The organism is Nocardiopsis oceani, assembly GCF_054777395.1.
This window is the reverse complement of sequence record NZ_BAAHAR010000037.1, coordinates 1-14,483: the sequence shown is the minus strand read 5'-3', so window position 1 is coordinate 14,483 and position 14,483 is coordinate 1. Positions and strand designations below refer to the sequence as shown.

Genomic DNA, 14,483 nt, shown 5'->3' with positions numbered 1-14,483 from the left:
AAAAATAGTCCAGCCACTTTAGGATCACCGTGATGTGACCCACGACACCGTGCAGCACTGGGAGACGACCATGCCCCCACACACAACGACCTCGCGGGATCGCTACACCGAGGCCGAGGCAAAGGCCTATGCCGACGCTGGTTTCTGGAAACCGGAGAGCTTCTACCAGCTCGCCCTCAGGCAAGCTGCCGAGCGCCCTGACCAGACCTTCGTGTTCGACAACGCGAAGTCGCTCACCTACGCGCAGTTCCGTGAGCGCGTCCTGCGGACCGCCGTCGGCCTACGGCGTGCGGGCATCAAGCCGGGCGACCGCGTCGCCGTGCAGCTGCCGAACTGGAGCGAGTTCCCTGTTCTCGCTGTGGCGCTGTCCCGCATCCAAGCCGTCCTCGTGCCGATCATGCCGATCTACCGCCGCGACGAGGTGGGGTATGTGCTGAAGCACTCGGGAGCCACAGCAGCGGTCACCTCCCAGAGCTTCCGAGGCTTCGACCACCTGGCGATGTTCCAGGAACTCGCGCCGGACTGCCCGGACCTGCGATTCCTGGTCGTTGCCCGCCCCACGAACGACCCCGCCCCCGGGGCCGCCTTCACCTTGGAGTCCCTTGAAGCGGCCGGTGACCTGGACTCGCTGGAGGAGGAGGCCGGGCCAGACAGCTCACCCGATGACGGGTATCTCATCGTCTACACCTCTGGCACGACCTCTCGGCCGAAGGGCTGTTTCCACACCGTCAACACCGTGCGCTCCAGCGCCGCAGCCATCGCGAAGAGTCTCGACTACACCGAGGACGACATCCAGTTCGGCCCCTCTCCCGTGACCCACAGCACCGGCCTGGCAACGAGCATCCTCCTGCCCATGGTCTCGGGCGCGACATCCTTCCTCATGGAGGCCTGGGATCCGGGTGAAGGGCTGCGCTTGATCGAGCAACACCGGTGCACAGTGACGGTGACGGCGACCCCGTTCCTGCAAATGCTCATGGGCGCCTACGACCCGGACAAGCACAACCCCAGCAGCTTGCGCGTGTGGGTGTGCGCGGGGTCGCCGATCCCCGGTGCGATCGTGGAGCAGGCCTCGCAGGTCCTGCCCTCCGCCCAGACACTCAGCCTGTACGGCCGGTCAGAGAACATGCTGACCACGATGTGCACGGTGGCGGACGATCCCCAACGGTCCATCACCTCAGACGGCAGGGCGCTGGAAGGTGCCGTGGTCAAGGTCGTCGGACCCGACGGCTACGAGCTGCCCCGCGGCGACGAGGGCGACATCGCCTACAAGGGCCCGAGTCACATGCTGGAGTACTTCCGTGACCAGGAGCAGACCGCACAGTTGTTCACTCCGGAGGGGTATTCGCGTTCCGGTGACCTCGGGCGCATGGACGACGACGGCTACGTGCGCGTGACGGGACGCTTGAAGGACATCGTCATCCGCGGGGGCGTGAACATCAGCGCCCGGGAGATCGAGGACGCCCTGATGGGGCATCCCTCAGTGGGGAACGTGGCGGCAGTGGGGATGCCCGACGAGCGCTTGGGCGAGCGTGTGTGCGTTTACGTCCAGGTCGCCTCGAACGCCGACCCCCTCACTCTCGATGACGTGGTCGCGCACCTGCGCGGGCGCGGCGTGGCGACGCAGAAACTCCCCGAGCGGCTCGAGGTCGTCCCCGAGCTGCCTATGACGGCTACCGGCAAGATCCAAAAGCACGTGCTGAGGGCGGACATCGCCGAAAAGGTCTCCTGACAGTCGCCCGCGGAGAACTGGAGGGGGCTCGGACACGGGCCAAGACACTCAGAGAATCCCGGCGACTGCGGTGCGACGGCCGCCGATACTACTGATCCTTGATGAGGTGATTGACGGAATGGGGCAGGGATCCGGCCCGACCGATCGGACGAATCCGAGCAGCAATCCCGGCCCCTGCTGGACTGAGCGCAGACGGGACCGCAGCACCTTCTCCAACTCCTCCAAGCTCCGGAAGGCCCGGTTCGCCAGATGGTCCTTTATGTGTGCCCACAACGTCTCGACCGGGTTCAACTCCGGGGCGTACTTGGGCAGGTGCACCGCGCTCAACCATGCCCGACCGGCCACCTCCCGGCTCACCCAGCGGGCAGTCTGCGAGGACAGCCCGAGTCGGTCCAGCATCCGCCAGACCCCGGAAGGGTCGGGGTAGCGGCGGCCGAACCGCTCTGACATCAGGTGGTTAATCCGGTCCAGGTGCCACTGCTGGTCCTGCCAGCCGTGGCGCCTGAGCCCTGGGGAATCAGGGCGATCAGGGTGATCAGCTCGCGCTCTTGCTCGGGGCTCAGCAGGGTATCGGCTCCTAGCGGGCCGCGCTCAAGGCTTGGGCGCCGCCCTTGGACCAGGTGTTATGCCGCAGGTGGACGGCTTGGCAGGAGGCACCGAGCAGGCGGGCGATCTGGGCTTGGGAGTGTTTGCCGGCCTCGAACAGGGCAGCGGCGCGCATCCGACGGGCGTGAAGTTCCTCAGGGGCACGAAGGTTCTGGGGGAACTCCACGCCTTATGACAGGACAGGCGCCGACATTCGTCAAAACCAACCTCGAATATCAGTAGCTCTGAATGACATTTACGGCCTTAGTGCGTGTGTAACTGAGTAGTTCATCAAGGCACTCTTCACGACCGATCCCGGAGGCCTTGACACCGCCGAAAGGCATTCCGGGAAAGTGTTGGGTCGCTCCGTTCACCCAGACGTATCCCACATCCAGCTCCCGAACTATTCGCTGCGCTCGTGCTAGGTCGTTAGTCCAGACACTCGCAGTCAAGCCGTATTCAACCCCGTTCGCGAGAGCGATCACTTCACCCTCTTCGCGCCAAGTCAACACCGAAAGCACTGGCCCAAAGACCTCCTCGTTGGCGATCCGGTGTTCTGGCTGGACGTCGCCGAGTACGGTCGGGCGCACGAAGTAGCCCTTCTCGAACCCCTCCGGAGGGCCTCCGCCCGCCAGGACGGTCGCACCTTCCGTTACCGCCAGATCGATGTAACCAAGCGTTTTTTCATACTGCGCCATGGAGGACATGGGTCCAAGCGTGGCCCCATCATTCAATGGTGAGGTCATAGGTGTCGCATCGAGCTTGTCGACTACAGCCTGTACTAGTTCGTCGGCGATCGATTCGTGGACTAGCAACCGGGAGGTGGAACCGCATGACTGCCCGGCCCAGCCGAAATTCATGCCGCGGATCGCGGCGCTGGACGCGGCGTCGATATCGATGTCCGGGCAGGCGATGAAGGCGTTCTTGCCCCCGAGCTCGAGCGTTACGGATTTTACGCCTGTCTCGGCGGCGTCGCGCTGGATCGCCCTACCGGTGGGTTCGCTGCCGATGAAACCGATGCGATGGACGGACGGGTGCCGCACGAGCGTGCGCGGGACCTCAGGACCATCTCCGACGACCACCGACAAGACACCGGGGGGCAGGAGTTCACTGAAGAGTTCGCCCATCCGAAGCGCCGAGAGCGGAGCTGCTTCCGGTGGTTTCAGTACCACGCAGTTACCGGCCACTACGGGTGCGGCGATTTTCGTGATGGCAAACATCGCTGGATGGTTGAAGGGGATGATCCTTGCGACCACGCCGAACGGTTCGAGCAGCGTGAAGTGCAGGTTCTCACCGGACGCTGGAACGGTCTCGCCCTTGGCCTCCAGCGCCAGGCCGGCGAAGTAGCGCAGTGCCTCGCTGGAACGGGCGAGATCCGCGCGCATCTGCGTGATCGGCGCGCCGCAGTCCACGACGTCCAAAACGGCCAGTTCCTCCGCGTGCTGGTCCACGACGTCGGCCATGGCACGGACGGCAGTAGCGCGCTCTTTCGCCGGCGTCCGCCGCCATAGCTTGAATGCCTGCTCGGCAGCGGTGACGGCGGCGGCGACTTCGTCGGCTCCTGCGTCGGGAACCGTGGCGATGGAGGCTTCGTCGATCGGACTCGTCACTTCGAACGTCTTGCCGGAAGCTGCCTTGGTCAACCGCCCACCTACGAGGAGCTTCCATTCATGTCTTAGCAGTCTCGCCGCGTACTCCTGTGTCGGGTGCGGGGAGGAAGGGTGAGCCATAAGTCCAGACCTCCTACCTTTTCTCACTATGTGCTAAGAAAATCATTCATATTGATAAGAACCGTAGCTGAAGGCGGGTGCCGCGGCAAGGCTCGTCTGGCGGCGGAGGGCTAAGGAAGGCGACGGGTGCCCCGAGCTCGAACTTCGGCACCTGAGGAAGCACCCAGACGCGCCCGACTCCTCGCTGCCACCAGAAGGCGCAGCGGCGTGAGGAGTGGATCCTCTACGCTCCCACCCTTTCTTGTGTGGACTGGCAACCCGATGATCTTGACGAGTCAACAGCCGCGCCGTATGGTCTGGATCACTATACGCTAAGCCATTCTCACATAGTGCGAATGTTGCTCCAGTAGGGGATCGAGGTGAGCGCGGGTGCAGCCAGTCGGCCAGACACGGATCGGCGTCTACTGCCGTCTCGCGCCGCGGTCGTCCTTCGATCGGTTCCTCTCTGGCCAGGTTGGTGTTTACGTACGCAACCTGCAGAAACGTATCGCAAGCGTCCCCGCTGTGGTCGATAGTGGCGTGCGTTTCCGGCACATGGACGGGTTCGGCAGCTACCGCAGGATCAGCGACACCGCCGCACCTCTAGTAGAGGACATCCAGGACCAGCCGACCTCGCGAGAGGTGTCCCGCACCGGCAACGTCGCCCGGAACGCGCGGTACGACCGACCTGCTGCCGACGGGGGACACCAACAGGTTGTCGGAGGGCTTTATGAGCGCTGATTGCCCTGCAAGCCGTAAGACGGTCCCGGGAACGGCCAGTGCCCGCAAGGTCGTGCAGCTTCTCCTGAGCTTCTCCGAGCGTCGTCCCCGCATGAGCGTTGCTGAGCTGTCCGCCGAACTGAACATCACCCAGGCAACCACGTACCGCTACGTCGCACTCCTGAAATCCCTCGGCACGGTTGAAGAGGGCCCAGACAGTTCGTACCAGCTCACTGCAAAGGTCCTGCCCATGGCTCGCGCCGCCCAGGTGGTCAACAGTGAAGCGCGGCTCGCCCGGCCGGTCATGGAGGAGATGTCCCATCGCCTAGGTGAGACGGTCATGCTGCTGGCCGCGGCCGGTGATCTGGCAGTCTGCGTCGACCGCGTCGAATCAGCGCGGCCCATGCGGTTCACCTTCGAGCCGGGCCACTCACTTCCGCTGGGACGGGGCGCTTCGGGGAAGCTCCTGCTCGCACTGCTCCCGCCAGCTGACCGGATGAGACTCCTCAATACCTGGTCGGGCGAGGAGCGCACCGCTCTGGCCTTCGAGCTCGAAACGATTGCCGAACAGACCTACGCCGAGAGCTTCGGCGAGGTCGACGAGGGCTTGTGGGCCTGCTCTGTGCCCGTCCGCACCTTCCGCCCCCAACTCGTCCTCAGCGTCGCCGGGCCCGAGTCCCGGATACCGCCTGACGACAGGTCCGCGATCGTGGCGTCGATGAAGGCTGGTGCCGGAACGATCAGGGACGCCCTTGAGGAGTTCGCCATGCACTGACACCCCGCAAGTCGATACCCCATCGCCGACAGGAAGGTCGGATCACCATGAGAGAGCTACGACGAACTATCACCACTCCTATGGCAGCGGCCGTATCCGTCGCTGTGCTCACAGCCTGCACCGGCCTCGTCGGGCAGGACGCGGCAGACTATCCGCAAGAGGACATCGAATTCCTGGTGGGCGTCAGTCCAGGAGGCGACTACGACACCTGGGCACGGATACTGGCGCCCCACCTGGAAGAGGCGCTCCCCGACAACGTCACCGTCATCGTCGACAACGTTCCGGGAGCCGGCGGCCTCCGAGCTGCCAACACGCTCGCAGCGGCAGAACCCGATGGCTACGTCTTCGGGATCACCAATACGATGGGACTGACCGCCGCCTACGCCACGGGACAGACCGACTTCGAGGTCCCGGACCTGACGTGGCTCGCCTCGATCAGCCAGGAACCGATGGCCGTCCTGGTCAGCCCTGATGCCGGGTACGAGACCATCGACGACCTCGCTGCCGACGGCACACCGAGGGCCGCCATCACAGGGATGGGAGCGAGCACGGGTATCGGTGCCGCCCTGGTGGCGAACACCTACGGGTTCGACTGGGACGCGGTGACGCACGATGGCGGTGCCGATGCTTCGCTGTCGGTCGTCAGGGGTGACTCCGACTTCATGATCGACTCGGTGTTCAGCCGCAGTGGGGAGATCGAGGCGGGTGACCTGGTCCCGATCCTCAACCTTTCGGACCAGACGGAAGGTCCGGGCCTCGCCGACGTCGAGTCCGCTGCCGAGCAGGGCGAGGACGAGCTCGTCGGAGCGCTCAGGTTCTCCCGCGACCTGGCTGCGCCGCCGGACCTGCCTGACGAGGTACACCAGACTCTCACCACCGCCCTGGAGGAAGCCCTGGCCAGCGCGGAACTCGAGGAACAGGTGGAGGAAGCCGCGCTCGAGCTCAGTCCGCTGGACTCCGGAGAAGCCACCGCTCAGGTCGAGGAGATGGTCGCTATCTACGAGGAAGTAGAACACATGCTGGAGATCGACGAGTAGTCGTTACCGCAGATCCGTAGCACGCACCTGAGAGGAACACATGCTCGCGGAGATCTTAGCCGGTTTTTCCACTGTGTTCCAGTGGCCGAACATTCTCATTGTCCTGGGCGCCGTCGCCATCGCTTTTATCATCGGCGTTCTCCCCGGGCTCGGTGGTGCGGTCGCCCTCGCCCTGCTCATTCCCTTGACGTTCGGAATGAGCCCGGAGGCGGCGATCATTCTGCTGATGGGGGTCGCGGGCGCGGTGTGCTACAGCGGCATGATCACGTCGATTGTGCTCAACACACCCGGGACGCCTGAGAACGCGGCCACCGTGATCGACGGATATCCGCTCGCCAAGCAGGGCCGGGCGACCGAGGCGATCGGCGCCGGCATCGGGGCATCAGTCCTCGGAGGCCTGATCGGAATCGGTTTCCTGATTCTGCTGGTCCCGGTGGCAAGGGAACTAGTCCTCAATTTCTCCTACCCTGAATACCTGATGATGGCGGTCTTCGCATTGACCGTCATCGCCATGCTCACCCAGGGGCGGGCGTGGAGAGGGCTGCTCGCAGCTGGCGTGGGGTTCATGCTCTCGGTCATCGGGCTCGAACCCATCACCGGCTCTCCCCGGTTCACCTTCGGCGAGACCTACCTTTGGGACGGAATCCCCGAAGTACCGGCTCTCATCGGGCTGTTCGCCGGAGCGGAGATGCTCGCGCTCTATGGGCGGGGCAAGGCCGTTTCCGAGGTGCCGTCGGGCACAACTGCGTCAACCTTCGGTACCGGTGTCAGAGCAGCGCTGCGCCACTGGAGCCTCGTGCTGCGCGGCGGGTTGATCGGCACCGGTATCGGGGTCGTCCCGGGCGTGGGAGGTGTGGTCGCCTCGTTCCTCTCCTACGGGCAGGCCGTTCAGACGTCCAAGCATCCCGAGCGGTTCGGGAAGGGTGCCATCGAAGGCGTGGTCGCCGCGGAGTCCGCGAACGACGCCAAGGACGGCGGGTCGTTGCTGCCTACTGTGGCGTTCGGCATCCCGAGCAGCGTGACGATGGCGATGCTTCTGGGCGCGCTGGTGATGCACGGAGTGCCCGCCGGGCCGACCCTCATGCTCGAACGCACCGACCTCATCTACGTGATGATCGCCGTCCTGGTGGTCGCGAAGCTGGCCGCTCCGGTGTTCGTATGGCTGATCGGACCGCGCATTGCGAAGTTGACGCAGGTCCGGCCTTCACTGCTGGCGCCTGCCGTGGTCGTCATCGCACTGTCCGGTGCGTTCGCACTCAACGGCGATATCTACGACGTCTTCGTGGTGCTGGTCTTCTCGTACCTCGGGTACGGAATGCAGCGGTACGGGTTTTCCCGGATCGCCTTCGTGATCGCCCTCCTCCTCGGTGAACTGGTCGAACGCTCATACCACCAGACAGTCGCGTCTTTCGGCGACATCACCGGCATCGTCACACGCCCGATCTCCCTGGTGCTGGTGATCATGACCCTGCTGATGCTTGCTGTGCCCTTGGTCAAACGCCTGCGCTCGCGGTCCACGGACAAGGGGGGCCGACCGGCTGCACAGACCGGTAACCCCTCTGGCGACATCGTCCACGGCCCGGGAACCGTGGTCTTCGACGGCGTGCTCATCCTGTTCATCGGAGCTCTGGTCTGGTCGGCGCTCGCTCACGTGGAGGGCGCCGCCCGGCTGGTGCCGCTCATCATCGGCGTACCGACGCTGCTGGGTCTCGCTGTCCTGCTGGTGCTCGACCTGGCGAAGGCAAGGGGGCGCAGCGGCGACACAGAACAGGCCGAGGTACTGAGGCGCGAGCTGAAGTTCGCCGCGTGGGCCGTGTCCCTCGTCGTGGTGGCCGTGCCCTTCGGGCTGTACTTGACCATTCCGGTGGCGGTCTTCGCTTTGCTGAAGTTCGTCAACCGCGAGGGCTGGCTCCTGTCTGCGGCCATGGCGTTCGGGCTCGGGCTCTTCAGTTACACCGTCTTCGAGGTCCTTCTCGGGCTCTCTCTTTAAAACCAGCCAGCTGAGATCGAGAGAAATAAGTAAAATGGAAGAATGCATGATGCCAAAGAATCGTGAGGGCATGAAGCGGACGAAAATAATGGCGGCCGAGGAGCGGACTATCCGATACGGCGTTGAAATAGTCGACACTACCCTCAAGGCGCAGGTGGGATTGTCGATAATTCGGTGGGACTACGACAACGAGGGCATCGCGGGACCGGCGGGTGAGGCCGGATGACTAGCGGCAGCAGTGAGGTCTGGGGGAGCGACGTCCTCGTCGATTGGTTGACGCAGACCGGGATTCCTTACATCGCCCTCAACCCGGGTGCCAGCTTCCGCGGCCTGCACGACAGCCTTGTCAACCATGCCGATGTGGATGCGCCCCAGATGGTGGTGTGCCTGCATGACGAGCATGCTGTCGCCGTCGCCCACGGCTACACGAAGGTAACCGGCCTGCCCATGGCCGTGGCACTCCACGCGAACGTGGGCCTGATGCACGCCAGCATGGCCATATTCAATGCGTGGTGCGACCGCGCGCCGGTGTTCATCATCGGGGCGACGGGGCCGCTCGACGCCGCCCGGCGCAGGCCCTGGATCGACTGGATCCACACGTCGTCAGACCAGCCCGCGATCGTACGCCCCTTCACGAAGTGGGACGACACGCCCACATCGCTGCCGGCGTCACTGGAGGCGCTGGCCCGCGCCTGGGACATCTGCCGAACAGAGCCGCAGGGCCCGACCTACGTCGTGCTGGACAGCGAAGTCCAAGAGGAGCCTGTCGCCGATGTGCCCCGGCTTCCTCCGATTGTGCCCGGTGCGGCCCGCGACCAGCCCGCGGCTTCAGGTGCGTCGATAGACCGGGCGGTCGAGCTGCTCGGGTCGGCTGCCTCCCCGGTGCTGCTCGTTGGTACCGGAAGCCGCACCGAGGATGCGTTCGCGCAGCGGGTGCGCCTCGCCGAGGCTTTGGGAGCGCGTGCCATCACGGATCTCAAGGCCGGTTCGTTCTTTCCCACACGGCATCCGGCGCACGTGCCGGGGCCTGGTGTGGTGCTGGGGTCGGAGGGTCGCCGCGCCCTGGGCGAAGCAGATGTCATCCTGGCGCTCGGTTGGACGGACCTGGCGGGCACGCTGTCCCAGGTGACGACATCCGCGAAAGTCGTTTCCGCCACGCTTGAACCGCTGGTCCTGAGCACGTGGAGCAAGGATCACCAAGGTCGCCCCGAGGTTGATGTATGGCTGACCGCGGACCCTGATCAGGCAGCAGCTCAGCTCCTCGACCGGATCGGATCGAGGAGTTCCGTGGAGTCGGTTCCTGCTGAAGAAGCGCCATCCTCCGAACAGGGGATGCCTTCCGAAAGGCATGGCGAGCCGAAATCGATCACCATTACGCAATTGGTACGTGCACTGCGGAGCACAGTGGCGGGTGAGTCGGTCACTCTGACGAGAGTGCCGCTGGGTTGGGACTACGCCGAGTGGCCGTTTGAGCATCCGCTGGACTCGCTTGGCCACGACGGAGGCGGTGGCGTCGGCTCCGGACCCGGAATGGCGGTAGGTGCCGCGTTGGCCCTGCGCGGATCCGGCCGACTCCCCATCGCGGTCCTCGGCGACGGTGACTACCTCATGGGCGTGCAGGCACTGTGGTCTGCCGCGCATGACGACATCCCGCTCCTGGTTGTTGTAGCCAATAACCGCTCGTACTTCAACGACGAGATCCACCAGGAGCGTGTGGCACTGCGGCGCGGACGCGATACCAGCCGGAAGTGGGTCGGGCAACGGCTCGACGACCCTGCGCCGGACCTCGCCGGCCTCGCCCGTGCCCAGGGCCTGGAGGGGGTTGGACCGGTGAGCGATCTGTCCGAGCTACCCGCTGCGCTGAGGGAAGGCGTTCGCCTGCTCAAAGCCGGTCGTTCTGCCGTGGTCGACGTGCTCACGGAACCCGGGTACGCTGCTGGCGCCTAGGCTGACCAGGTGTGCCTTGCAGAGCCCCGCTTGTGAGTGTGCTGGTACTTTTTCCAAAGGGGTGCTCAGCGTCGGGTCTCGTCGATCCCGATCGCTTAGGTAAAGGGGTGGGCTATCGGGAAGACCGGGCCACTTGGCCGCTTGTGCAGGGCTGTGGTTGTGCGCGTTCGGGCGGGCAGGGCCGGTGTCACTTCGGTGAACGGGCTGAGGGTACGGCTTGTATTCAAGCCCGTGGGTTTTCGTTCCCGGTTGCACTGCCAATTATGATCACGAAGACCTTCGGCTTCTTACGTTCGGGGTTCCGAACCTCCCTTCCTCACACAATGTGACCGACAAGCTTGCCTGTCACCGCCCCGCCTCCAAGTAATTCGAAGAACCAGTAGAGATTACGCGGCTTGGTCACGACGGAACCCTGACCACAAGGGATCAGGGTTCCGACGAGGTTGCGAGCCCGTCCATGGCCGGGATGCTCCCGATTCTGGAGTTGCAACCGGCGTCACCGAACGCACAGGGTCTTCGAGTCCAAGACCAGTGTCTGCTGGTTCCCGCACGGGATCGGATGGACACGCTCCAGCAGCAACCCCAGCTCGAACCTGGTATGCGCCGATCCCGGATGCGCGCTGATCGTGAGCTTCCCATGCTGTTTTTCGGCGCCCCGCAACGCGGCTGCTCCCGACCGGGTCAGGATTCTCCTGGGGGCCGCCACCTCGTTAGATCCCGCAAAATCCCGTGTCCGGGGTAACCATCCTGACCACGGCGTCGCCACAAAAGTCAGCACTCGGTTGTGCAAGTCAGGAATTCGAAGACCCGGGCTCAGGTTGAGTCAGCCGAACTGCTCCTTGAGGTATTGCCAACGCCCCTCGGTGCCACCGCGCAAGCGTTGCAACTCTGCGATCTCGTCGTCGGGAATCACTCTCGGAGTCAGTCCCGATTTGAGCACATCGAGATTGGCGACCGCGAGATCCTCGAGCATGACGGCGCCGACCACGGCATCCTTGATCGTAGGCGCGACTGACACGATCCCGTGTCCCTGAAGATGGCAGAAGGATGCGGAGCCGAGCGTGCGTGCGAGATCGGCACCAAGCTGCTGGTCTGTCACAAGCTGGGCATGAGGCCACAAGCGGACCTCATCGACGTATGAGGCTGGAATGTGCAGTAGGGGCCTGATCGGAGCATCCATCACTCCCAGCAGGGTCGCAGCCTTCTGGTGCGTATGTACGACGGCTCCGACGTCCGGCCGTGCCTTGTAGATCTCAGTGTGGATATACACTTCCGACGGCGGCGGATCCTGGCCCTCCTGGAGCTTTGCCTCCAGGTCGACGAGCGCCATCTGCTCCGCAGTCAGCTGCGACGCCGAGCGAATGGTCGGTGAGTGCTTCGGCTTGATGATCGCGCCCTCATCGACTCGCAGGCTCGCGTGTCCCAGATAGTCGATGAGACCGAGGCCGGCGAGGATGCGTCCAGCCTCTGCGACCAGGTTGCGACCCTCAACGTTCGCGATCATACGTGACCCGTCTTCATCTCGATCTCCATTGACAGTTTGACCTCTTCCTCGATGAGCGACCGCACTCTGTTGACATACACGCCGAACTCAGCGGTCCGCGTGATCTGCCGCGTGCGCGAGCAGGGCCGGTCGACGCCGATGCTCCCTTCATGACGATGCGCATCCCCGGGCCCCTACGCATGCCTGCCAATAGGTCAATTATCGCTATATAATAATTTATTATCGCTATCACCCAAGATAGAGCTGGCCATCCCGCCGCGTCAAGGGGTTGTGAGCTGTTCGGGGTTCCCTCAGCAACCATCCACTCTTGTCAACACACAGCAGTACGGCCGCAGGCCACCGTTGAAGAGCCAGGAACTCGGACCGGTTCGCGCTGGAGAAAAAATCAAAGGAGTTCGCCGATTCTGCCCACACGGGCCCGCCCGTCCCGCTAACTTCTTTCTCGAACGTGTGAACGAGACGAACGAGGCGCAGGGGGAGGGGATGGGGGTGGGACCCGTGGCCGAGACCGCCCTACACCAAGCCGAACAGCAGCCTGAAGGCAAGAAGAAGCCGAAGAAGAAGCGGGGGTTCCAGCCCCGCCCCGGGCACGCGGTCCAGGCCTACGTCTTCGCCCTGGACCCCGGCGCCGAGACCGAGCACCGGCTGCGCGCGCACTGCGGAGGGGCCCGGACGGCCTTCAACTGGGCCCGCAACCACATCCTGGCCACCTGGGACCAACGCAAGGCCGAGGCCTCCTACGGTATTCCTGAGTCCGAGCGCACCCCCTGGCGGTCCTGGTCACTGCCCGCCCTGCGGCGGGCCTTCAACGCCACCAAACGCCAGGACCCCCGGTTCGCCACCTGGTGGGCCGACAACTCCAAAGAGGCCTACAACACCGGCCTAGCAGGCGCCGCCGCTGCCTTTGACGGCTATGCCGCCGCCAAGCGCGGCGATCGCAAGGGTCCGAAGGTGGGGGTGCCGCGGCCCAAGTCCAAGCACCGGGCGCCCCTGTCCTGCCGGTTCACCACCGGGGTAATCCGGTGTGAGGACTCCCGTCGCCACGTGAGGCTGCCGGTGGTGGGGCGGGTGCGTACCCATGAGTCCACCCGCAAACTCCACCGGCGCCTGGCCAATGGGACCGCGCGCATCCTCTCGGCCACGGTCTCGCACCGGCGGGGCCGGTGGCAGGTCTCCTTCCAGGTCGAGATCGAACGCGCCCCCACCGCTCCGGCCCGCCCGCAGGGGGTGGCCGGGGTGGACCTGGGAGTGAAGTCGTTGGCGGTGGTCGCCGACAACGACGGCGGGGTGTGGCAGGTGGCCAACCCCCGCCACCTGGAGGGGGCACTGACCGACCTGCGCCGGGCCTGCCGGAGGGTGTCGCGGCGCCGGGGTCCGGACCGGCGCACCGGGCGCGCGCCTTCGAAGCGGTGGGTCAAGGCCGACCGGGCCCGCAACAAGGTGCACCACCGGGTGGCGAACCTGCGCACCGATGCGCTGCACCACCTGACCACCAGTGTGGCGGGCGAGTACGGCACGGTGGTCATCGAAGACCTCAACGTGGCCGGGATGGTCAAGAACCGGCGTCTGGCCCGGCGTATCGCGGATGCGGGGTTCGGGCAGATCCGCCGCCAGCTGGACTACAAAACCGCCTGGGGCGGTGGGCGCCTGGTGGTGGCCGACCGGTGGTTCGCCAGTAGTAAGACCTGCTCGGGGTGCGGGGCGACGAAAGCCAAGTTGCCGCTGCACATCCGGGTGTTCGACTGCGACGAATGTCCCCTGGTGTTGGACCGGGACGTGAACGCAGCACGCAACCTCGCCGCCTTGGCGGCGCAGGTGGGCAGTACCGGTACCGGAGTGGCCGGAGACCGGGGAGCGCAAGCTCTGAAGGCCCGTGGAGCCGACCGTAAGACCCGCACCACCCACACCCGCCGCAGCAGGGCGATTTCAAAGTTGCTGGTCTGAGTCGTATGCCCCGTTATGTCTGATCCAGGATGTTCACCGAGTGTGACGGTGAAACGAAGATGGCCTTCCTGGCGGCACGATGGGAGTTACCAGACTTCCAAAACCCGGACCAAGAAGGCCATCAACACCAGTGTCGCACGCCCTCACCGCTTCCAACGCCCCCGCCCATCACCCCCAGAGCGAGGACGAAACCGTCCACGGACTACTGGCCGCTCTGGCCTCGATCACCGATCCCCGCCACAGCCGCGGTGTACGCCACCACCTGACCACGGTGCTGGCCGTGGCGGTGATCGCCACCCTGGCCGGAGCCAGGAACTACCGCGAACTGGCCGACCAGGCCGCCGACCTGAGCCAGGACCTGCTCTGGCTCCTGGGCGCCAGCTACAGCCCCCGCCACGGGCACCTGAAAGCCCCGTCCGGATCGACCCTGCGACGAGTCCTGATCGCCCTGGACGCCGCAGAACTCGACCGCACCGTCGGTGCCTGGCTACGTGACAAGGCCGCCGGGCAGGCCGATACCTGGGCGATCGCCCTGGACGGCAA

At 65.0% G+C, this 14,483-nt stretch carries 12 protein-coding genes; 8 read left to right on the top strand and 4 right to left on the bottom strand.

The annotated features are described in order from the left end of the window. Window positions 1–70 precede the first annotated feature (70 nt). Entirely contained in the window at window positions 71–1,729 is a 1,659-nt protein-coding gene (locus ACYVDG_RS21805; protein ID WP_460756628.1) for an AMP-binding protein, read from the top strand. A gap of 48 nt (window positions 1,730–1,777) precedes the next feature. Here the strand turns inward: ACYVDG_RS21805 and ACYVDG_RS21800 are convergent, their stop codons facing one another. The 3 genes from ACYVDG_RS21800 to ACYVDG_RS21790 all read right to left on the bottom strand — a co-directional run bounded on the left by ACYVDG_RS21800 (window position 1,778) and on the right by ACYVDG_RS21790 (window position 3,957). Next, window positions 1,778–2,179, bottom strand: a complete 402-nt coding sequence (locus ACYVDG_RS21800) for a transposase (RefSeq protein WP_460756623.1) — start codon at window positions 2,177–2,179, stop codon at window positions 1,778–1,780. Window positions 2,180–2,306: 127 nt separating this feature from the next. Next, entirely contained in the window at window positions 2,307–2,450 is a 144-nt protein-coding gene (locus ACYVDG_RS21795; RefSeq protein WP_460756618.1) for a hypothetical protein, read from the bottom strand. 100 nt (window positions 2,451–2,550) lie between these two features. Beyond that, window positions 2,551–3,957, bottom strand: coding sequence for an aldehyde dehydrogenase family protein (locus ACYVDG_RS21790; protein ID WP_460756614.1), 1,407 nt, complete (start codon window positions 3,955–3,957; stop codon window positions 2,551–2,553). Window positions 3,958–4,548: 591 nt separating this feature from the next. On the opposite strand from ACYVDG_RS21790, the gene ACYVDG_RS21785 reads away from it, so the two are divergent. From ACYVDG_RS21785 to ACYVDG_RS21765, 5 genes are all read left to right on the top strand, one after another. Further along, window positions 4,549–4,764 (top strand): hypothetical protein, encoded by a 216-nt coding sequence (locus ACYVDG_RS21785; RefSeq protein WP_460756609.1) that lies wholly within the window; start codon window positions 4,549–4,551, stop codon window positions 4,762–4,764. After that, a complete protein-coding gene (locus ACYVDG_RS21780) occupies window positions 4,754–5,518 on the top strand; it encodes an IclR family transcriptional regulator (RefSeq protein ID WP_460756606.1) in 765 nt (254 codons plus the stop codon). The genes ACYVDG_RS21785 and ACYVDG_RS21780 overlap by 11 nt, the downstream gene beginning before the upstream one ends. An 80-nt stretch (window positions 5,519–5,598) precedes the next feature. Then, window positions 5,599–6,555, top strand: a complete 957-nt coding sequence (locus tag ACYVDG_RS21775) for a Bug family tripartite tricarboxylate transporter substrate binding protein (RefSeq protein ID WP_460756603.1) — start codon at window positions 5,599–5,601, stop codon at window positions 6,553–6,555. Window positions 6,556–6,595: 40 nt separating this feature from the next. Further along, entirely contained in the window at window positions 6,596–8,545 is a 1,950-nt protein-coding gene (locus ACYVDG_RS21770; RefSeq protein WP_460756600.1) for a tripartite tricarboxylate transporter permease, read from the top strand. Window positions 8,546–8,767: 222 nt separating this feature from the next. After that, window positions 8,768–10,492, top strand: coding sequence for a thiamine pyrophosphate-binding protein (locus tag ACYVDG_RS21765; RefSeq protein ID WP_460756595.1), 1,725 nt, complete (start codon window positions 8,768–8,770; stop codon window positions 10,490–10,492). A gap of 823 nt (window positions 10,493–11,315) precedes the next feature. On the opposite strand, the gene ACYVDG_RS21760 is transcribed toward ACYVDG_RS21765, so the two are convergent. Then, window positions 11,316–11,996, bottom strand: a complete 681-nt coding sequence (locus ACYVDG_RS21760) for a class II aldolase/adducin family protein (RefSeq protein ID WP_460756590.1) — start codon at window positions 11,994–11,996, stop codon at window positions 11,316–11,318. A 450-nt stretch (window positions 11,997–12,446) separates the two neighbouring features. Between ACYVDG_RS21760 and tnpB the strand changes: the two genes are divergently transcribed. Together tnpB and ACYVDG_RS21750 are read left to right on the top strand one after the other, a co-directional pair. Continuing rightward, window positions 12,447–13,940, top strand: a complete 1,494-nt coding sequence (gene tnpB, locus ACYVDG_RS21755) for an IS607 family element RNA-guided endonuclease TnpB (RefSeq protein ID WP_460756585.1) — start codon at window positions 12,447–12,449, stop codon at window positions 13,938–13,940. A gap of 130 nt (window positions 13,941–14,070) precedes the next feature. Beyond that, window positions 14,071–14,483, top strand: a 413-nt coding sequence (locus tag ACYVDG_RS21750) for a transposase family protein (RefSeq protein WP_460756582.1), incomplete at its 3' end; no start/stop codon positions are given.